Consider the following 19,790-nt stretch of genomic DNA (forward strand, 5'->3'; position numbering starts at 1 on the left):
CTCCTATCATTTTATTTACCCTTACCTTCTATTATCTTAGGGGAGGGGAATTTAGAAAGTGTATTAAAAATTTTCTTAGGATTTTTTGTCAGCATACCTTTTACAAGTTCAAAATTTTTCTTCGTTTTTCTCATTGTATTTTTATATCCATCCGTTATTTCCTCGTCTAGCCCTTTGCCGCTATCCAAATGTTTAAGAATAAGTCGAGGAGGGGATTGTAATCTACTGAAACCACCAATGACGATTAAAAGTTTAATAACAAATCCAGAAAAATCGGTTGGTGTAGGTACACCAAAAATAAACCATCCCAACACTAATAAATATAAAGCATGAAACACTTGAACAAGCGCTAAGTGTTTTAAACTTTCCCACCATTGTCTATGCAAGCCACGATAGGAGTCAAAAATCCAAGCAGTTAACGCAAATGGGGTAGTTGCACCCAGAATTAATAAATCAAAAAATCTACGCCCATTTTTCCACAACACAGGGATTATTGTCGTGATTAACAATGCATCAAATGCCAGTAAAATTACTACATCTAAAGGTACGATTTTATCTGGTAATGCGTTACTTCTCATGTTGTCTGCACCCAAAGAGATTAAGGTTTCAGATAGCCAATTCAATCCTTGAAATGCTTTTTGGAAGAGATAGGGCGTAGCAGTTATTGCTCCTGCAACCAAAAACCATCGTTTTGCAATTTCTTTTAATTCCATAGGTTGTTTTTTATTTTTTTTAGGCAGCATTCGTTTGATTCCTTCAAGAGATGTTAGCACCGATACGATTCCAATTGAAAGTAAGCTGAATTTATATGTTGTATTTTTAAACCAATCGTTATCAAACAACCACAAAGGAGTTTTTAATATTAATGATGTACATAAATCATATAACTGCGCCATTAGTTCAATCGACCATGCACCAATATTGTGAGGGAGATTTTTAAAAAAACTTTTAACATAATCCCATTCGTCTATAATGGGCTGTAAAGGATTTAAATCATTTAAACTAAACCCTGCCGCACTTGCGATGGGAATGTCTAATAAAAATGAAGTCGCTATTGCCGCAAAAGGAATGCCTAATTTGACATAAGACCGTCTAAAAAAGGCAAATTTTTGAATACAAATTGGGCTAGTTGGAACAGCGCGTAAATTAGCGGAATGCTGACTAATACTTGAGTTAATCCTTTCAAAATATCTGTATTCCATTCGACTGTTTCTTTTCTGTTTCGAGTTATCATTCGATAAATGCCCGCGATTGCAAATAGGCTTATCGCTAATGCTACTCCAAGCGATACTACTATCAATGCTATCTGCAATCCCCAATCCATTATGGAAGAAGGGGTTATTTGTGGAGTTGTGGTAGTAGTTGGTTTCAATGTCATTAGGCTGCTTGCTGCTACCGTATGTGGAGACATTATAATCATCCCTAAGCCCGACCCTATTCCAATCGGAATAAGTAATGATGCAAACTTTACTAATAACCTTTTCAATTGCTTTAGATTGTTTCTTTGTTGTTTCGGTGTTCCATCCATCACCTCCGTTTTTAAAGTCTCCACTAAAAAAACCATTCCTTCTAAATGGTTATCAAATTTCCGAATCGGATCGATTGAAGAACACTTGAAAGTTGAGGTAGTGTAATTGTCCTTTAAACTATGAAAACTGAAAGGATTATTGTCTGTTAGTTTTTCTTTGTAAATTTGACATGTGTGAACCATGTTCAACGCCTCCAATTTCTCTTTTAGCTTCATTCTTTTTTGAACCGTTTAGTTTGCTAGTTAAATCAAACTCATACGTATGAAAAAATCTAAAAGCAGATGATACTGCAATACCCGAAGCACAAACTAAACCTACTCCACCCAAAACAATAATCGAACCTAACATTTAACATCTCCTTTGTATAATTTAATTTTTTTTGGTCACAATACAACTAACTCGTAAGGACGGAGGTTGACTGCAAATGTTTTTAGGCATACTTAATGATTCACCAATACCGCGATGGGAACGACAACTTGAAAATGTGGATGAACTTGTGCTTGATACGATTAAACGTAAAAAGGGCGTTGATATTACAAAGAAAGAGTTGCATTTAATTCTGGAAGTCTTGTATGAGTATCGAGTCATCGATTAAAATAAAAATCGAAGTAGCATTGAAATTGTATTTAATTTAATTTCATCAAATATGTTGATGTTGGATAAACCGTCAGAAAATTGCTGCATGACGTTTTCTAGGTTAATTTCATAGCCTTTCTGGATTGTGTCAGCAAGCAGCGAATTCATGTATTGTGGATTGTTCATGTTTTGGATAAATTCAACGTAAGGAGCAGGATCAATAAATTGGCCTTGCTCATTTCTTATGCGAAAATCTAAGTGAAAACCTCCGTTGCTGCCATATACGTTGCCGCTATTTCCAGATAATCCTAACAAGTCGCCTTGTTTAACGAAATCCCCAACCTTTACTTTGAATTCAGATAGATGACCGTACATATAAGTAAGCCCGTCAGTTCCTTTAATAATGACTGTTTTTCCAGACATCGAATTTCCATAATCAATTATTTGAATTTCCCCATCTACAACCGCTTTCAGTTGCGTTCCTTTCTCCATTGCAAAATCATAACCTTTATGTGGCGCTTTTCGAAAATGTTCGTGGCTATTGAACCGTGAAGTGATTGGGTACATAATATTTTCACCCTTCCTTTCATTTCCGAAACAAACTTGCGAAGAACAAATTTAAAAATCAATTGATTTTCGTTTAAAAATGATACCCTTTTCTGACATCATTTATATGTCATTTTCGGTTGATTTTCAATTTCATTATTCCTTTATTCCCTTAAAAACACATATACCAAAACACCGTAAAATAGGGGGTTTTTTCATTGTTCCCGTGGGAATAATGGGAATAATGCGTTTTGGGAATAATGAGGGAATAATGACGGGAATATTAAAAATCTGATTTACCATTTTTCTACCAGTTCGAATAATGCTTCATTGAGGTTTTGATCGGATGGCTTCAATTCGTCCACTATTCCAATTAAAAGTGCTGAAATAGAAAGCTGTTCCTTATTAAGAATTTCATTAATTTCCTTCATGATTTCATTTATTTTGACCTTCTGATTTTGACCCATACTCACTTCAAGATACTCGGAAATGTATTGGCTTAAAAAATCAAAATCACTCATGGAACGTTCAATACAATAAGCAATTAGTTTTGCTGGACTCCAAGCAAGTGAAAAAGCCAACGCTCTTACAAATTCAAATGAAGTTAAATCAATCTTTACATTCACTCGCTCAAGGTTGTTACCAGACAAAGGATAATATCCGATTGGTTCATTATTAGGGAAATATACATTCTTTTCAATTCGTATACTCCACTTTATATAAGGTGATAATTCCTCTGCTAATTCACCCTTATTCTTTAAAGCGTGTAAGCATAAATCTCTACATATCTGCTTTACACTTCGATTAGTGACATAGCTCATTTTGTAAATTACATTTTTGCTCCTCATTTTAATGAATGGCTGCACTTCTTTATGTTTCATCAGATTTCACTCTCCTGTAAATTTGATTTGTCGATTCTCTAAGTAAGTGACTGACTTAGCTGATTCAATCTATTCGACAGCATTCGATAATATGCGTATAAAGTTTTGGGAAATTGAACATTCTTTTTGTAGGTAGAAAGGATGTGCTTACAGTGGCAAAATTTACGGATGCTGAAAAAAAACAAATTGCAGAAATTGTAAAAAAAACAAGTGACAAATACGGCTTACCTACCAAAAAGAAAGGTAGTAAGAAGAAATAGTTATTGACCGCATGTTAAAGTATCGAGAATTAGATGCAGAATAGATGGAAGAAAATGCACCGAAATAAGCAATAAGATAAGACTAGAGCCATTAAGGTTATCTAGTCTCTTTTTCATGCATCAAAACCTTTTAGCATCAAAACTCAAGCGATTATTTTTATGTTGTATTGGTGTAGGGGGGGGATCTTCTACAATTGGAGCAGAGGCAGCAGGAACATGAGCAGGAGGAGCGTGTGCAAATTTTGAAAGCGTCTCGTCTAATAGCCGTTTGATGCGCATATCTAATTTTTCATTTTCCCTTTGCTGCATGTATGAGCGCATAGCAATTTTAAATAGCGTTGCGTTTGGTGTATCAGTTGCATTTAAAAATTCTTCAATATCCTTATCAGCTTTTGTAATCGTAATTTCAATGCGTGGATTCTTCTTCAATACCAGTCACTCCATTTGCTAGACCATATTTATAAAATCCTCGTACATTCGCTGTTTCACTTCCGATAACAAACCAAGCAATCGGTATAACACGTTTGAATTCCTCTTTAATCAGTAAATTAGCAGTTCCACCTGTTACATAGACAACTTTCATTTTAGCGATTGATTTTAGTGTAGTTTTAACCGCAGTAGCAATTTTTCGTGTATATCGCTTTCGTTCCCTCATTACAATTTCCGTTAAATCTAAAAAATCACGTTTGTTTGGACTCCATTGATACTGTTCAGAAACGCTATTTTGACGTAGTAAACGTTCCACTTCATAATCTGTTATCTTATGGCCGAGTAGTGTTACAGCGTTACGTATAGCGCTATAAAGCGCATGTGCGCCTTCTTCTAGTTGTAAGCGATTATTTGTATCTAAATTCATATTATTAAAGGCATCAACGATTACTGTTCCACCGCCAGCATCTACTATACCAATGTAATTATCTTCAATGTCGTTATCATCTATGATGTTTCCAAATTCATTTACCATTGCATCAATTGCTGTTCCAGTCGTTTGAGTAAGTACATAAACATGTTTTACTAAAATGTTGTATTCTGTATCATCAATAAAGACTGTATGTTTACCTTTGAGTGATGTTTGCACTTTAGCGACAATTTCATTTTGTTCATATTCAATAGAAGGAATGCCAGTAATCACAACTACTTCAAGTTCACCATTCGTTGCTTGTTTAAAATCACGGGCCATTTCCGCTAAAGCAAAATCAGTAAGCAATAAAAATTCTAATGAGTCATAGCGATCTGTAAATGCAATTGTATCTGTAATGTGTCGATTGCTTATATCAAGCTTTTTTCCCCAGACGTAAGTAAAATCCATATCAAGTGATGAAACGTAGTCTGATGTGTTTTCTTCATTTTTAGCAAAATTTAAAATACTACGATTACCGTATTCGTTTGAATCAATAAAGTAAGATGGGTAAACTTTAATTCCTTTTTCTGACAGCATCTTCACCTGACGATTGCCTAGTTCTAATGCAAATAATTTCAATACTTTCCTCCATTCTAAAATCTATACCGTATTATATGCCATGATGAATTATAAATGCCTAGTTGTACCGTTATACAATGCGGTATTTTTGACGGGTTAAAATACGGTACGCTATATAATGGAAGAAGGTAGTACTTTCATTTTACATAAATAAATTTTTGAAATATTGTATACATTTAAATTGTAATACGTATACTGATAGCACATGAATTTTAAAATAGATTGGAGGGAGAACCAGATGGAGTTAATTAAGCAGTTTGACGATGTGACAAACAGTGAGGGGGTTTATTCTCAAATTTGTAATGCTTGCGTTAATGCTTTAGCTGTTGAAAAAAACAAACTGGATTTTAATGCAGCAATCGGCATTTGTGGTGTAAAGGGTTGTAATAATGATGCCGAACATTACATTAATTTAGAAAAATAAAATTTGAATGGAGAGAGTGAAAATGACTTTGATTCAAAAATATAAAGAAGAAGTTTTAAGCGATGCAGCGCAGTTTGAATTATTCTGTGTTGCAGTATAACTAGAAAGGAGAAATAACAAATGGGAAATTTAACATCAATTTCAATCACACCAGTCCAGGCGGATATAATTTTTAAAGCTTTATATTACACGGCCAGTAATGAAGGGGTAAGCATTCCCAACGAGCTTACAGAGATATTTGAGGTAGTAGCCGAGCAAAATCCAAACGACACGCATGTTTCCGATACAGTAGATGTAATGGAGTTTTTAAGCGGTTTTATTGAAAATAATGATCCGTACAAAGAATATTTTGAGAGGGTGTAGCAATGACAAGCTATAAAGATGTTTTGGAGGCAGATGAAAAATTTAGGTATATGCTATTAAGCCGTTTGCAAAGTGACTGTGATTATTACTTAGGCTACGGGAACAGGAGCAAAAATGCATTATGGGCAGAAAATGAGAAGGAGCAAATTAAAGTAATGAAAGAGCTGTGGAAAAGCTTTGATACTGATGAAAAGCCAGAATGGTTGACATGGGACGATATTTTGAATTATGAAGCTGAAATGATTGGATAAAACAATTTAAAGGAGGAGCACAATGAACGCCGTTACTTTTACAACAGATTTAAACAATGAAATTAAAATGCGTGTAGAGGATTTTAAAGCTACGGTAGTGGAGACAATCGATTTTGCGATTAATGAAAAGGGGTACAACATTAACGATTTAACAATTGGTTTTATCGCGGAAGACATCACAGGTGTTATTAAAAGTTGGCACGGGAGAGAACATGACATGAATAGTGTCGGGTTGGGCATTATTAAGAAAGTTTTAATGGAGGCGCAAAAATGAAAAACTTAGCATTAACAGGCATTTTAGCAGTCACATCTATGTTTAGTGTGTTCCAAGTTGAGCCAGGGGTATTGGAATCTAAATATGCAGTAAATGAGCTTTGCGAATATGTAAGCCCTAACTATTGTGGTAATAACTCGTTAACAAACGGCTTGCAGCCTAATCAGACAACTTTGTTTTATATGTACAGTAATGACACGGGCCATTATTTTCTTGATCCATTGGCAGAATATGAAAATGTGATTTACGTGGGACGCAGCGATCATTTAGCTATACCAGATTTAACAGTTAGCGTTGAAAATTTACATCATGGTAAACGATATATCGGTACTTTTGCTGACAATGAATTGTGGGAGCTTGTAGGGTTAACAGAAGTGACTTATGAGCAATGAGGTTTAAATTAGTGCTTAAACGATAGATTTAAACAAAATAAATTATTTATGGTAAAATAAAACAGTAACTAATACCATATGGGGGAATGTTTATTATGGAATATGGCAAAGCATTAGATTTAGTAAAAGCTACTGTAAGTTTTGAAAGTGCAGCAGATGTTAATTTAGTGAAATCATTCGCGGAAGTTACAGAAACAGAAAAAGCTCTTGAAATTGTAGCGGTTCAGTATCAACAAGCCAGTGAAAGAGTTAGCGATTTTAATCTGACGGTGTTTGAATACGTGCTTGCAATTTTAGAACAAGAGGATAAAATCAAAGAAGCAGACTATTACGAAAATGAAATAGATGCGGAGAACGATGGTTTTTGGTGGATTGATGAAATTAGTAAATGGGTGAAGCTAGATTTCACCAAAACACATATTAATTATTAAATTTCGCCCTGTTTTATACGGGGTTTTTTTTGATTTTTGACATAAATTAATTTTTGAAATTTACGTCACATTTAGAATAAGGTGGTGTTTTTTTGCGTATACTGTTAATACAACTTGAAGTAAAGGAGATTGAGTCACATGAATAAGATAATTTGCGAACAACTTAAAGTGCCAGAAAAAGAATTTAATGAAGGAACTAAAGCGTGGTATGATGCTATTTTCTGGGTAGACACTTTGTATACTAAATATGATATGATGCATGGTATTAAAGATCTGTTTTTTAGCTTAGTCAAAAATGGAGCTGCAACAAGTGTTAATGAAGAGCGGATTTTATTTGTGGAAAAGGTTTTAAAAATGGAAGGTCTAAAACCTATAAAGGAGAATGTGAAATGAAAATCGTTTCAGTTAGTTTACATGCGCTATATAACCATTTCAAAGGGCAGCTAAATAATGGAATAATCGAAAAAACAATTGACGGGGAAACAGAATACTATGATTTATTCGTAAATAATCAACTGGTTTGTATGGACGGTGAAACGTGTAAGGTTATTGAAGAAAATAATAGTGGTTCTGTATTATTAAACAGCAACGGGGAGCAAGATTTTACGTTTGCGCTAACAACTGATGAAATGAAGAGGGGAGCTTATTCATGAAAACTTATGTTGAATACTTATCAGAGGTATTGTTTGAAGCTATCCAGTTAAGCGAGTTGACAGTTGAAAAATTAAGTAACTTAGAATTAAAAAATGGTGTGTTTATAGTCAATCAAGGCAATATAAAAATTTCACTCATGCATAAATTTGAGCCGATGGCAATTCTAAATACAGTTAGCGTTTTTGAAAAAGTAAATGAATTTATTGTGATTGATCCGTTCGGAACTATCATACATGAAGGGGCAGCAGATGATGTAATTTCATTTGCGAATGGGTTTTATGATTAAGATGATATGAGAATAACAACATAAATAAATTTTTAAAATAAGCGTCACAAATAAGTATAAAGTGGCGCTTACTTCCGTATACTTTTATTACAAAGGTGCAGTAAGCAGGCATCTTACTACAAATAAAGGGAGGATTTTAATGGGGTTTATCTATAAGGTCGTAACAGAAGGTGGCATAAATCTTTTTGACTCAAAGGCGCAACTATTAGCTAAGTACACTCAAGTTGATACGGTTACTCGTCCTAGTGTACGCAAGGAGCTGCAAGGTCAACCAATTTTAGAAGGTTTGCTAGGGGCAATGTATGACGGTATGCAGAATGGTAAACATGTCATTCGATATGAAAGCCAGAAAGTGTACGATATGTTGTCGCAGTAAGTCATCATGAGAACTAAGAAGGGGGATATTCAATTGACAAAAGAGCTTTACGTAAATTTTTACAATAAGAAAAACGGAAAGTATCTAGGGGGATATACGGTTAGAGGCAGTTTTAAAGGAGAGCTTGAAAACACATTAACTCTAAAAGCACACGATCATAATATTAATGTTTCTGACAAAGACTATTCACGCGGCTTTATCCCTAACCATAGAGAGCAATATCCCGTATTTCATGAGCATGGAAATGATTATGAGTGGTTGTCAGATGGTTGGCATAGATTTCATTCTTATTATAAAAGTGGCTTTAAAAGCGTTCCTGTAATGGAAATTATATTTGAATAAAAACAACATAATAAAAAATGGAATGAGCAGCTATTATTAAGCCACTCATTCCATTTTTTATTGTTCAAATCATTTAATTTTATCGTTAGCAGCCTCTTGTTCGTCTTGCAATACATCTTCTAAAGCTACTTTTAACGCTGTATAGACAGCAATTACGCCACCTTCGCCGTGGCCGCCAAATTGTAGAGAACCAGATGGAGACTCCATACCACCAAAACTAGACCAATATAAAACGTCTTGATGCCAATTTACTTTTTTGATTGCTTGATAAATATGTTCATCTTTTATCGTTAAATCGTTTTGAGCTTCATAGATAAAACGACAAATACCTCTAAATGCAAAACCTTTAGCAGTAACATATTTATTTTTTTCATGAAGATCTTGCGGTAACGCTTTAAACATTTTATCCATCGTAGAAGTAACACGTTTTTTTGTGTTATTGTAATTTTTTTCTGTTAGGAATTCGTTGTTTACTTTCAATTCATTGTGATACAAACCGCGACAGAAATTATAGACGGAAGTTAATAAAATGGTATTCGGGTTGACAGAATGAATAGACATTTTGTGATATTCTACTCCATACTTTAATAAGTAATGGTTTTCTTCCGAAACTTCACGAGCCAATTTGCTGAATAAGTCATTTTGAGATAAACGGATTGTCGATGAGCGGCTAGGTCTAGTAGCCAACGAGTTTAGATCGAAAAATAATTGTTTCTCATCATCTTCTGAAATGCTGTTAAATAGAACAACAGGAATAACCATCTCATTTAATTCATTAAGATGACGTTCGTAAAGTTCATGCTGTTCTTTAGAGCGAGCTTTCGATATTTTTTTCTTTAATTCATCTATTGTAGCTAGAATTCCGTAGTAACGATGTTGCCCGTCATTGATTGAGAGTTTAGATGAAACTGTATCAATGGCAACTGTTTTAGTGTTGTAGTCATAGAATACATTTCCTCTTGCCGTAACTGTTATGCCAGGGAAAAATCTCAAATTTGTTTTATCTTCAAGATAAGATAAAATATAAGTTTTTATTTGTGTGATTTTTCGGGCACTAGTAGTACGTTGAACTTCTGGAAAAACTCTTAAAAACTTTGCTAAGTCTTTAAATTGTAAGACAGCAGAAAACACTTCTCTTCCGAATTGTTGCCCCTTGATTGCAGCAATAGTCGCGTACTGATTTATAGTTAATTCAGTATTTGCTTTAATAATTCCTTCTGTTTCAAGAGAGCCAGGCTTTTGATATAGTTCTTTTTGAGTCATATTAATTCCCCTTTTGCTATTTTTTGTATATTGTAGCATAAACAAAGAAATAACTACAATGATTTTATGTTTTTAATTTTAATATTCTAATAATTGATTTATCTGAAACAAAAGAAAAAAATTAGAATAATGCATTTAACTAATCCTAAGTGTATATACTGATAGTAACGACTGTCAAAGAAAAGGGGTCAATCATAACTATTAAATGGAGGTCTAAATATGGCGCTATATTATTTCAAATATCATGGTATTAGCAATGAAAAAGCCGTGTTTAGTTTTAAATCGAAAAATCACGAACTGCATTATTTTAAAATGGATTCAAAAGGTAAAATTGAAAAGATAACGTTTGATGATGCAGATTTAATTCAATGTAACGCTAGAGTAGTTAATAATTTATTAGATATAATTGAAGAATCAAAATCAAATTCTATAAGTGAGTTGGCTAGTAGGGGGCTTTTAGATACTTTAATTGAGCGAGATGTGCATTTAGATGATATTGGTAGCGTGGCTTTTCATAAGTATAAAATTGGCGGTGCTTAAATTGTATGTACACATTCTGCTAGAGAGGCTGAAGGAGTGTTAGCGGACGTACAAACGGCGAACGCGATTATGATCGTTTACGAGGAGAAATCCTCGTTTTTTTTATTTCATAAAAATAATTTTAGGTATATTTGGTTAAATTAAATTTAAGAATAACGAGCTTTAGACAGAATAAAATGTAATCAAGTGTTATTTTTCTTTTATTCATAGAGAAAATGATATAGACACACTTTGGTAATATAGGTATAATAATCTAAATCGGATTATCCAATATATAACATTAATAATTAAAAAAGGTTTTTCATTGACCGCTTTTTCGATTTGGTTTGAATCCACAAGGAGATGTTAAATATGGAATTTATTAAAAAAGAGTTAATAGATACAATTAACTCTATGAATGATGAAAATATTCTTGAAATTAAACAAAGAATAAACAGGTTATTTGAATTTGCAGAATTATCAAAAAGTATATGGGGCACTGTTCCAAATTTTTTAGATTATAATGTTGACGTAATTGACGGTGCTTTAGCAGATGCGCAGGGCAGCAATGACGATCTAAAATTTGAAAACGCAGTAGCAGCGGAAGCGTTGCCGAAGGAAGAAGAGAGCGAAAATAACATATATAAACCAATGCCTCTCGAAAGAAGATTGAAAGGTGGAACATTAAGAAGAAATAATTCAACTTTATATGTGCCTGAAAAGATTATTCGCACAAATGGCTGGGTGCATGGTGATTATATAACAGCAATCGGTGAAAATGAACAGGAATTAATTTTTGAAAAGCATTCAGACAGCACCAGTGCGGATAAGAGTAATAGAGTTGAATTGGATTATTGTTTAGTTACAAAAAGAGCAGATGAAAAATATGTAATTAAGCAGCATTATAATGAAGGAATATTAAAACCAACGCTATTAAATGGTGTGGAACATGAATTTGTCCTTGATATTAGTAATGTCTCTAATTTTAGGCTACAGGACGGTTATGTAGTGGCAATTGCTTTTTATGCTAATAAGCCTCATGAATTTAGGATAATTTGGCTTTACACTGACATGATGGAAATTCCTGCTCCACCGCCTCCAAAACCATCGAGCTATTACAAAGAACAGAACAGCGAGAAGAAATTGAAGTGGAATGACACAGAATTAAAAATATTAGAAGGAAAGAAAATTGTAATCGTTGGAGCTGATTTTCGTGCAAATGATTTTATTGGCCTAATGGATGAAGCGAAAATATCTTATAGAATATTAAGCGGTGATGAAAGTGATGCAAGATTTGAAGCCGCAGTTAGAGGAAAAGATTTGATCGTTTCATTAAGTTCACATACCTCACACAGAAGTAGCGAATTAGCTAAATCATTAGCGAAAAAATACAGTATATCTTTCCGTGCTGCACCAACTAGCATATCATCTGTTAAAAGAGCAATTGTTCATGGTATAAGTGCGAAAGAGATACCTTTCCACTCTTTATTTTAAAGTGTGGTCACTTCCCCGAGTAAGCGGCATAAGGAAATATCACTTTACTATGTTACTCGGGAGAGTGTACTAATATAATTATGCTTAAATTAACGGCCCATCTCAAAAGGTAGATCTAAAGGTTGTACAGTATTATCAAATAGTGGGCTTCCACCAACAACAAGAATCAAAGAAAGACAAAATAAAATATTTAAACAAGTACGCTTCATTAATATCACTCCAATTAAATTATTTTAGTAAGGAAGTCGAAATTATGCATGATAACCAGCTAGGTTTTGAAATTGCCCGTATTAGAAAAGAATTAAAGATGACTCAAAAACAATTGAGTCAAGGAATATGCACACAACCTACAATTAGCATGATTGAAAAGGGTGAGATACAGCCTGGAATCGAGATATTACTTGCAATATCCATTAAATTAAAAAAATCAATAACGCATTTTATTAACATCTTGTTAATGTCAAACTATACATATGTTCAAGTGCTAGTTGAGGAGCTAGAAGAGTTAACAACAAACCAAAGATACGATAAAGTCTATGCCATTGTAAGTGAAGAACTCTATAAAAAACCAGAAGACTATTGGTTTCAAACTTTTTTAAAGTGGAAGCATTACGGTAGCGCTTATTACTTAAAAAAAGCTACTTTAGATGAAACACTTGAACAACTAATTTTACTTGTTCAATCAACAGACGATTTAATATTAAATAGAGATTTTTTGAAAGATCGTATTTATAATACAATTGCCTTTTTATATTCAACACGGAAAGATTATCATCTAGCGTTATTTTATTATAATAAAATTGATCTAAACAATATCATTTCAGAAGCCCCTCGACTGAATTACGATATTTATCGTTTAAGAGTTATGTATAATAAAACAAAAACTTTATACGATATGGGCGACTATGAAAAATCCGTTGAATATTGCAAAACAGGAATAAAAAAATCTGTAGAGCTTGAAAACATGTCATTCATAGGCAACTTTCACTATTACTTAGGGCAATGCTACGAAAAAATGAAAATGGATAAAGAACAAATTAAAGGATGCTATATAAATGCCCTCTTTTTCTTTCAACTATTAAATAGGGAACTGTACGTTGAAATTATAAAAAAGGAAAAGCAAATTTACCTTTAACTTTTGAATTAGCGTTTATCAATTCCTTACTGTCCTCATATTAAAACAAATTCAAACATAAATGTTAAAATATAAGTAAGCTTATATTTTATTGAAAATTTCGCATATTAGAAATTAATACGATTTTTACCTTAGCTTATAGGCCATCTATAGGCTATTTTTGTTTTTGCTAAGACTAAATTTGCACAAATTTAAGATGAATATGAATACTTTTTTATAAAAATGGTTACATTGTAAGTTATACAGCCGATATATTTTGCATATCCTGTTATATAGGTCAAATAAATTTATAAAGGAGCGTAAAGAATTGAGGAGTGTCACTGGAAATAAACTGGAGAGAATTATAATGGATTTTATTGAGGAAAAATATTCATATTCGAAGGATACTGCGGTAAATTACCTATCTGACATAAAGCAATTTTTGAAATATATGTTTGACAAAAACATCGATGAAGTTATAATTGATGAAATAGAACAGTTAAACTATAACAAATTAAACGGGTACTTAAAAGAACTATCCAAAAATAAGGCAAATTCTACCATAAACCGCAAAGCTAGTGCGATTGAATCTCTATATAAATACCTAAAAAAAACTGGGAATATTGATATAGACATTAGTTTTTTTGGTTTAATTAAATCATTGCCTTCTACTCCAAATTCCTACGATGTTATGCCAATGGAAATCGTTGAGCAATATATTGAAGCAGCAAGCTATGAAAAGTATAAAACTATTGAAAAGAAATGGGCAATCATTTTAGCTACAGAATTAGGTTTGCGTCTTTCAGAAGTTCTTGAATTAAATTGGCAGCAATTTAAAGTAGACGGAAATCGTGTGTATGTAACAGGCTACGGCAAAGGAAATACTAAGTATGTAGAAGTCATTAGCAAGTTGCTATATGAAGATTTAATTGGTGAATTAAAGCTAAATGGGCAAAAAAACTTATTTACATTATCTTCCAAAAACGTTAATGATATGATGATACGATTGAAAAAAAAATTAAAACAAGATGATCGCAATTATACTTTCCATTCTTTTAAAAAAGCAGCGGTTACGAATACAAAAAGGGTAACAAACAATATTCTCGATGCCCAAAAAAAAGGGAAACATAAAAAGCTTGAAACTACTCAAATTTATCTCGAAGAAGTTGAAGCAAAAATGACGGGTTATTTTTCTTTATCAAGGGATTTAAATTTTAATTTACACAAAGAAGTTGAACATAACGTGTTGTTGGAAGCGCTTGAAAAAATGCCAAAAGATGTTTTGTTTTTATTAAATTTAGAATTAAACGAGAAGGAGAATGAGACATGAACGACAGCAGAGACGAACTACTAAAACTTATTAATGAAAACATGAATCAAATTGTTAACAAGAAAAAAACACTAGCAGAAGTAAAAGCTCACCTTCTACAAAACCGAATAACGGAAGGTCGGGTAGAGGAAGTATTATCAAATCCCGAACTTATAGAAGATCAACGAGAATTAGCATTATTTACGGAACAGTTTTATGTGAAAACGGGCATCGAGAGTTTAAATCCTAATAAATGGTTTACTAATGCCCAAATGAAAGAAGCAAAACAGTATGATTTCATTATTGCGAATTCAGAAGAGTTAATTAAATTTCCGTGGGAAATTACAGCGCTTCCAGGCCGTGACGGAGGTTACGTTAGTATAATTAGTAATCAAACGGTTGCAAAATTAATGAAATCACATAAATTAAATTACAATCCAGACATCCAGCGCGAAGCAACGAGGGTTAAGCGAAATAATATTTTTGAATATACGCCTACAGTGGATAAAAAAAATGTCAGAGAAATTCGAGATTTAATATTAAAAGGTGAAATCGAACGTACTACGATAACGTTTAATGCTGCTCCTCGTACAGCCGACTGCGGAGAAGAGTTAATTTATGACCCGAAAACATTCGTACTAACAATAACGGAAGGCACAAGACTAGATATTTTAGATGGATTCCATCGTTGTCTTGCCTGTCAAGAAGTGTATGAAGTTGATTCGGAAGTTGAAAGTTATTTTACATTAGATATAACTAATAAGACAACAAGACAGGCACAACGTTGGCAAGCGCAAACTGCAAAAGGTACTAGAATATCAAAAGCGCGTATATTAGAAATGGAAGATAAAAGTCGAGCAAATGGTGTTATTCAATTATTAAAATCGGAATCAGAGTTAAGAGGTCGGATTTCTTCACGTAAAGGTCGCGTAAACGCTGAAAGTGGGGAGTTAGTGAATTATCTTACTTTAAGCAATGCCATTGATCGCAATTTCAAACTGCAAAATAAATCAGATGAATACGAAGTGGCAGATTACTTAACTAAATTTTTCGAGTATCTAATGAGTTTATATCCACAGGAATTTGGGGATTATAAAAACAGAAATAAGCATTCGCTGATGTATTACAATAAAATGTTTGCAGGCTATATTGCACTAGCTGCTAAAATGCATAAAGATAATATTGCATTTAAGGAATTAGCGGAAATAATGAATAAAATTGATTTTTCTCGAAATAATCCTATATGGATGAAGTTGGGTATAGTGGATGAAAACGGTGTTATTACAAAAAACGCAAAAGAAGAGAAAATAGAAAATTATTTCATAGGGCTTGTAGAGCAATCTAAAAATTACAATGAAAAGCGTGAAATGCTGAATTAAAATTAAAAGGAGGTGTAGATAGTGAGCGAAGAAAAATTCTATAACGCAAAAGTAAAAGAAGAATACTTAGCGACAATCGCATATCCTGCAACTAGGCAAATGGCAAATTACGTATTTAAAAAAGCAAAAAAAACTGAATTAGCCTATCAAAAAGACATTTATGAAATGAATATTGAGGAATTAAAAGATGTAATTAAAGGTCTTGAAGCATCAACGATTGATAGTGCATATAATTACTTTTTTAAATTAGAATATTATATTGATTGGGCTACAAAATACCGTACAACAACAATTAATGAATTAGCAGCAATTACTGATAAGCGCGAGTGGGTATCAAAATGTGTTGCATCATTTAGACAACCAGTTTATAAACGTGAACAAATTTTAGATATGTGTAAGGAATTAGATAACTATCCAGATCGTGCGGTGCTATTGGCGCTGTTTGAGGGCATTGGGGGCGAAGGTTATTCAGAGCTACTAAATCTACGCTCAAAAGATTTAACTGAAAAAGATGGTCGCTATTACGCAACACTTTATGATAAGCATGGAAATTCACGTACACTTGAAATTTCCGAAAAATTGGATGAATATTTAAGAAAAACAGATGATGAAACAGTATATCGCAATAAAAATGGCAAGTCAGAAAGCATACGTTCATCTGAAAGTCTTTTAGTACCATCACCATTTATCTTTAAAAAAGCCGCAAGAGGCAAGCAAGAGGGTGCGCTAGATTTATTTTTTGTGCAGCGGAAGTTCACAATGTTTAAAGAGTTGTTTGAAACGAGCTTCATAACACCTAAAAGAATTATTAACAGTGGCATGTTACATCATGTTAATGAGATTCATCAAAAGCAAGGGTTTATGACGTATGACGATTGGATTACAATTGCAGAAATTTTTAATACGTCCATTATTAAATATAACGGCGAAGACACAAGAAATATTTTAACATTAAAGAAAAAAGCTTCAGAAAAGAAATTCAAAGAAGTATATGGATATAAAGTTGTGGAGAAAGAAATAGAAAAAGTGCAGAGCCAACGAATTTAATTTCGTTGGTTTTTTTATTTGTCAAACGTGGTACATAGAAATTGTGAATCAAAATGAATCTGGCCTGGCTGCCAGTTTTACTGAAACCAATATATTTGCAAATTTAGTAATATATTTAACAGAATAGACATAAATAAATTATTACGAAAGAATTTTACTATATTAGGGGGAAGCCTGTTGAAAGATATTATTGGTAAAAAACTAAATAAACACCTAACAGGATATATAGAATATAAATGGGAGAGCATTATGGAGGACGCGGATTTTAGCCAAATTTCAGCGGAACAGTTGGGGATATTAAAGGCTGTTTTTCATTTAGGCTACCAAACTGGCTACGAGGATAACTTTCAAGAGCTAAAAGAAGTTTATAAAAATGACTGGATTATGCTAGTTGATCTTTTTGAAGAATTAAAATGATGGGGGGATTATAATGAATTTAAAAAAAGGAGATAAAATAATTTTTACAAATATAAAAAAAATAAGGTCAAAAATGAAGCATAAGCTAGAAGAAGGAGTAAAATATGTAGTTATTGATTTAGATCAACAGGATGGATGCCCATATATTGTTGTAGATGATACAATTCTTTATTTATCAAAATTTGATTTAAAACATATCGAAGCTGTTCAAGACGAACGCTTGTCATTTAGTGAATATAAGCAGCTACGATTAAAGTTTCCTTATATTCCAGTAAACAAAACGACATTGCATTTAATAACTCTATTGGAGCAGCAAAACAAGGAAAGGGCGTTAAGATTGGCCATTGATGTCGCTTTAGATGAAAAAAATTATGATTTATTAAATAAGTTGTTGGAATTAAAAAAGAAAAATAATAGAAGGAAAAACAAAGAGGATAGAGAATGAAATTGTATGTGCAGCTATGCAATTAATTCTCTTCATAATAACTAATATAAAATGAGGTGTAGCTATGTCATTCGGGTCTACTTAGTCATTCAGAAAAAACACGAAATAAACGAAAGTAGGAGAGTAATATTAGATTTGTAGGAATTGATATTTCAACAAACACTGGACTTTGCATTTTAGATGAAAGCGGCATTGCAATTGAGTCAGTGAAAATATCGGCAAAAAATCTGGACGATCCCCAGCGAATGATGGAGATGACAGCTCGTATTATAAGCTATTTAGATTCTGCAACCGATAAAGTGTTAGTAGAAGGATTCGCATATGGAGCTAGAGGGAGAGGCGTGGGCTTTCAATATGGAGCAGGCTGGATTGTCCGTGAAGCGTTGGTATTAAACTCTATACCCTATCTTGATGTCCCACCATCGGTTGTTAAGAAATTTGCTACCAATAACGGACAAGCAAAGAAAGAAGCTATGATTTTACCGATTTTTAAAAAATGGAAATTTGAGCATGAGAGTGACGATGTGAGAGATGCATATGTGCTTGCTAGAATTGGCTACTCTATGTATTTTCAAGATAATTTACTTGAGTATGAAAAAGAAGTTTTGAAAAAAATTAAAAAAATTTAGAATGTAGTGTTTAAGAAATCGAATTTCGAGAAGATAATAGAGTGTGTGGGGGAGATTTTGAGACACACATGAGTAAAGTTTTACAATATGAATTAAAGGGGAGCATTATATGTCTGAAAAAAAAGTTCTAAAAGAGGGCGCAAACAAAGTAACAGTTGTAGGAACGTTAGTTGAAAAGAATTTGAAAATTGATACGTTCAAAAATACAGATGGTGAAACTATCGAATTTATTAATGGTACAATTAGCATTCGCACAGGTGATAATGAGGTGCATCAAATTCGCTTGCGCTCAAATAAATACACTAAAGAGGGTAAAGAAAATAACTTATTCAAGGCCTATGTAACGGTTCAAGAAGAGTACGTTTCAGTAGCCGATGTTGCAGAAGCAGCTAAAAAAGGTTTTAATCTAGTTGCTAGTGAGGTGTCCGTTGACGGTAAGCTTGTAACAAACGAATACTATGCTCAAGACGGAAGACTTCGACAATACCAACAAATTGATGGAAGATTTGTTAATCGACTACGTGAAGTTGATGATCCAACACCTCGGGCAGTGTTTGAAGTTGATATTTTTGTATCGAAAGCACGTCAAGAAATTTTAGATGACGAGGAAACAGGTCGCGCAATTGTAGAGGCATTTATTCCTACGTACAGCAGCATTGTTCCCTATAACTTTGCCGTGATTGAAGAGGGAGCGGATTTCTTCTTATACAACTTAGAACATGGTCAAACATTAAAAGTGTACGGCAATATCTTAAATGTTAAAAAAGAGCAGCGTAAAATGGTTGAAATGGCATTTGGTGAGCCGCGAGAGGAACTGGTTATTACTTACCGCTCGGAATCATTAATCAACAACGCTAAAAGCGCATATGAAGAGGATTCACCATATGCTTTCAATCTTGAGCTAATTAAAGAGCGCTTAGTAAAGCGTCAGGCGTATCTGGAACAGCAAAAAGCGCGACAAAACGGGGAGAACGCTTCAACTAATAATAATTCTACTGGTTTTCCAACTAATAAATCCTCGGATGAAGTGCGAGACGTAAGAAAGTTGTTTTAATTTCTAACATAAATAAATTTTTATAATAATTACGTTTTAGCATTCCTAGATTAAT

30 protein-coding genes are annotated in these 19,790 nt (G+C 33.2%); 22 read left to right on the top strand and 8 right to left on the bottom strand.

From position 1 onward, the window contains the following. Positions 1 to 11 precede the first annotated feature (11 nt). Genes NSQ62_RS08145 through NSQ62_RS08155 form a run of 3 tightly spaced genes read right to left on the bottom strand, consistent with a single transcriptional unit; the run spans position 12 to position 1,877 of the window. Positions 12 to 1,178, bottom strand: a complete 1,167-nt coding sequence (locus NSQ62_RS08145) for a hypothetical protein (protein ID WP_341323905.1) — start codon at positions 1,176 to 1,178, stop codon at positions 12 to 14. Further along, positions 1,073 to 1,711, bottom strand: coding sequence for a hypothetical protein (locus NSQ62_RS08150; protein ID WP_341323435.1), 639 nt, complete (start codon positions 1,709 to 1,711; stop codon positions 1,073 to 1,075). The genes NSQ62_RS08145 and NSQ62_RS08150 overlap by 106 nt, the downstream gene beginning before the upstream one ends. Further along, positions 1,665 to 1,877, bottom strand: a complete 213-nt coding sequence (locus NSQ62_RS08155; RefSeq protein WP_341323436.1) for a hypothetical protein — start codon at positions 1,875 to 1,877, stop codon at positions 1,665 to 1,667. Before NSQ62_RS08155 ends, NSQ62_RS08150 begins: the two co-directional genes overlap by 47 nt. A gap of 76 nt (positions 1,878 to 1,953) precedes the next feature. On the opposite strand from NSQ62_RS08155, the gene NSQ62_RS08160 reads away from it, so the two are divergent. Beyond that, positions 1,954 to 2,124 carry a hypothetical protein gene (locus NSQ62_RS08160; protein WP_341323437.1) on the top strand — a complete coding sequence of 57 codons (171 nt, stop codon included), beginning with the start codon at positions 1,954 to 1,956 and terminating at the stop codon, positions 2,122 to 2,124. On the opposite strand, the gene NSQ62_RS08165 is transcribed toward NSQ62_RS08160, so the two are convergent. The 4 genes from NSQ62_RS08165 to NSQ62_RS08180 all read right to left on the bottom strand — a co-directional run bounded on the left by NSQ62_RS08165 (position 2,121) and on the right by NSQ62_RS08180 (position 5,272). After that, positions 2,121 to 2,672, bottom strand: a complete 552-nt coding sequence (locus NSQ62_RS08165; protein WP_341323438.1) for a M23 family metallopeptidase — start codon at positions 2,670 to 2,672, stop codon at positions 2,121 to 2,123. The two genes, NSQ62_RS08160 and NSQ62_RS08165, sit on opposite strands and share 4 nt — an antisense overlap. Positions 2,673 to 2,947: 275 nt before the next feature. Further along, positions 2,948 to 3,532 (bottom strand): hypothetical protein, encoded by a 585-nt coding sequence (locus NSQ62_RS08170; RefSeq protein ID WP_341323439.1) that lies wholly within the window; start codon positions 3,530 to 3,532, stop codon positions 2,948 to 2,950. A 380-nt stretch (positions 3,533 to 3,912) separates the two neighbouring features. Then, entirely contained in the window at positions 3,913 to 4,221 is a 309-nt protein-coding gene (locus NSQ62_RS08175) for a hypothetical protein (RefSeq protein ID WP_341323440.1), read from the bottom strand. Further along, entirely contained in the window at positions 4,199 to 5,272 is a 1,074-nt protein-coding gene (locus NSQ62_RS08180) for a hypothetical protein (protein ID WP_341323441.1), read from the bottom strand. Before NSQ62_RS08180 ends, NSQ62_RS08175 begins: the two co-directional genes overlap by 23 nt. Before the next feature lie 238 nt (positions 5,273 to 5,510). On the opposite strand from NSQ62_RS08180, the gene NSQ62_RS08185 reads away from it, so the two are divergent. The 11 genes from NSQ62_RS08185 to NSQ62_RS08235 all read left to right on the top strand — a co-directional run bounded on the left by NSQ62_RS08185 (position 5,511) and on the right by NSQ62_RS08235 (position 9,065). Beyond that, positions 5,511 to 5,696, top strand: a complete 186-nt coding sequence (locus tag NSQ62_RS08185; RefSeq protein ID WP_341323442.1) for a hypothetical protein — start codon at positions 5,511 to 5,513, stop codon at positions 5,694 to 5,696. A gap of 120 nt (positions 5,697 to 5,816) precedes the next feature. After that, on the top strand, positions 5,817 to 6,059 hold the full coding sequence (locus NSQ62_RS08190) for a hypothetical protein (RefSeq protein WP_341323443.1): 243 nt from the start codon (positions 5,817 to 5,819) through the stop codon (positions 6,057 to 6,059). 2 nt (positions 6,060 to 6,061) lie between these two features. Continuing rightward, positions 6,062 to 6,310, top strand: coding sequence for an LPD11 domain-containing protein (locus tag NSQ62_RS08195; RefSeq protein ID WP_341323444.1), 249 nt, complete (start codon positions 6,062 to 6,064; stop codon positions 6,308 to 6,310). A 22-nt stretch (positions 6,311 to 6,332) separates the two neighbouring features. Next, positions 6,333 to 6,584 carry a hypothetical protein gene (locus NSQ62_RS08200; RefSeq protein ID WP_341323445.1) on the top strand — a complete coding sequence of 84 codons (252 nt, stop codon included), beginning with the start codon at positions 6,333 to 6,335 and terminating at the stop codon, positions 6,582 to 6,584. Beyond that, entirely contained in the window at positions 6,581 to 6,976 is a 396-nt protein-coding gene (locus NSQ62_RS08205) for a hypothetical protein (protein ID WP_341323446.1), read from the top strand. Before NSQ62_RS08200 ends, NSQ62_RS08205 begins: the two co-directional genes overlap by 4 nt. A 95-nt stretch (positions 6,977 to 7,071) precedes the next feature. Then, on the top strand, positions 7,072 to 7,407 hold the full coding sequence (locus NSQ62_RS08210) for a hypothetical protein (RefSeq protein WP_341323447.1): 336 nt from the start codon (positions 7,072 to 7,074) through the stop codon (positions 7,405 to 7,407). 138 nt (positions 7,408 to 7,545) lie between these two features. Beyond that, positions 7,546 to 7,800, top strand: coding sequence for a hypothetical protein (locus NSQ62_RS08215; protein ID WP_341323448.1), 255 nt, complete (start codon positions 7,546 to 7,548; stop codon positions 7,798 to 7,800). Continuing rightward, a complete protein-coding gene (locus NSQ62_RS08220) occupies positions 7,797 to 8,060 on the top strand; it encodes a hypothetical protein (protein WP_341323449.1) in 264 nt (87 codons plus the stop codon). Before NSQ62_RS08215 ends, NSQ62_RS08220 begins: the two co-directional genes overlap by 4 nt. Next, entirely contained in the window at positions 8,057 to 8,347 is a 291-nt protein-coding gene (locus NSQ62_RS08225; RefSeq protein ID WP_341323450.1) for a hypothetical protein, read from the top strand. Before NSQ62_RS08220 ends, NSQ62_RS08225 begins: the two co-directional genes overlap by 4 nt. Positions 8,348 to 8,486: 139 nt before the next feature. After that, positions 8,487 to 8,723 carry a hypothetical protein gene (locus NSQ62_RS08230; RefSeq protein ID WP_341323451.1) on the top strand — a complete coding sequence of 79 codons (237 nt, stop codon included), beginning with the start codon at positions 8,487 to 8,489 and terminating at the stop codon, positions 8,721 to 8,723. A 33-nt stretch (positions 8,724 to 8,756) separates the two neighbouring features. Further along, a complete protein-coding gene (locus NSQ62_RS08235) occupies positions 8,757 to 9,065 on the top strand; it encodes a hypothetical protein (protein ID WP_341323452.1) in 309 nt (102 codons plus the stop codon). A gap of 69 nt (positions 9,066 to 9,134) precedes the next feature. On the opposite strand, the gene NSQ62_RS08240 is transcribed toward NSQ62_RS08235, so the two are convergent. Continuing rightward, positions 9,135 to 10,328: a DNA sulfur modification protein DndB gene (locus NSQ62_RS08240; RefSeq protein WP_341323453.1), complete on the bottom strand. Its 1,194-nt coding sequence runs from the start codon at positions 10,326 to 10,328 to the stop codon at positions 9,135 to 9,137. Between the two features lie 219 nt (positions 10,329 to 10,547). Between NSQ62_RS08240 and NSQ62_RS08245 the strand changes: the two genes are divergently transcribed. The 10 genes from NSQ62_RS08245 (at position 10,548) to NSQ62_RS08290 (ending at position 19,735) form a co-directional block, all read left to right on the top strand. Continuing rightward, entirely contained in the window at positions 10,548 to 10,868 is a 321-nt protein-coding gene (locus tag NSQ62_RS08245; RefSeq protein WP_341323454.1) for a hypothetical protein, read from the top strand. A 351-nt stretch (positions 10,869 to 11,219) separates the two neighbouring features. Next, complete coding sequence (locus NSQ62_RS08250; protein WP_341323455.1) at positions 11,220 to 12,341, top strand: hypothetical protein; 1,122 nt, start codon at positions 11,220 to 11,222, stop codon at positions 12,339 to 12,341. Between the two features lie 253 nt (positions 12,342 to 12,594). Then, positions 12,595 to 13,476, top strand: a complete 882-nt coding sequence (locus NSQ62_RS08255) for a helix-turn-helix domain-containing protein (protein ID WP_341323456.1) — start codon at positions 12,595 to 12,597, stop codon at positions 13,474 to 13,476. Positions 13,477 to 13,822: 346 nt separating this feature from the next. After that, positions 13,823 to 14,785 (top strand): tyrosine-type recombinase/integrase, encoded by a 963-nt coding sequence (locus NSQ62_RS08260; protein ID WP_341323457.1) that lies wholly within the window; start codon positions 13,823 to 13,825, stop codon positions 14,783 to 14,785. After that, entirely contained in the window at positions 14,782 to 16,143 is a 1,362-nt protein-coding gene (locus NSQ62_RS08265; RefSeq protein WP_341323458.1) for a DNA sulfur modification protein DndB, read from the top strand. Before NSQ62_RS08260 ends, NSQ62_RS08265 begins: the two co-directional genes overlap by 4 nt. Positions 16,144 to 16,164: 21 nt before the next feature. Beyond that, positions 16,165 to 17,190 carry a hypothetical protein gene (locus tag NSQ62_RS08270; RefSeq protein ID WP_341323459.1) on the top strand — a complete coding sequence of 342 codons (1,026 nt, stop codon included), beginning with the start codon at positions 16,165 to 16,167 and terminating at the stop codon, positions 17,188 to 17,190. A 177-nt stretch (positions 17,191 to 17,367) separates the two neighbouring features. Then, the gene (locus NSQ62_RS08275) at positions 17,368 to 17,607 is read left to right on the top strand and encodes a hypothetical protein (protein WP_341323460.1); all 240 of its coding nucleotides are present in this window, start codon (positions 17,368 to 17,370) and stop codon (positions 17,605 to 17,607) included. Between the two features lie 13 nt (positions 17,608 to 17,620). Beyond that, a complete protein-coding gene (locus NSQ62_RS08280; protein ID WP_341323461.1) occupies positions 17,621 to 18,052 on the top strand; it encodes a hypothetical protein in 432 nt (143 codons plus the stop codon). Between the two features lie 245 nt (positions 18,053 to 18,297). After that, complete coding sequence (locus NSQ62_RS08285) at positions 18,298 to 18,681, top strand: hypothetical protein (RefSeq protein WP_341323462.1); 384 nt, start codon at positions 18,298 to 18,300, stop codon at positions 18,679 to 18,681. A 109-nt stretch (positions 18,682 to 18,790) separates the two neighbouring features. Beyond that, positions 18,791 to 19,735: a hypothetical protein gene (locus NSQ62_RS08290; RefSeq protein ID WP_341323463.1), complete on the top strand. Its 945-nt coding sequence runs from the start codon at positions 18,791 to 18,793 to the stop codon at positions 19,733 to 19,735. Positions 19,736 to 19,790: the final 55 nt, after the last annotated feature.

The sequence above is a fragment of the Solibacillus sp. FSL H8-0523 genome, assembly GCF_038051985.1.
GTDB lineage: Bacteria > Bacillota > Bacilli > Bacillales_A > Planococcaceae > Solibacillus.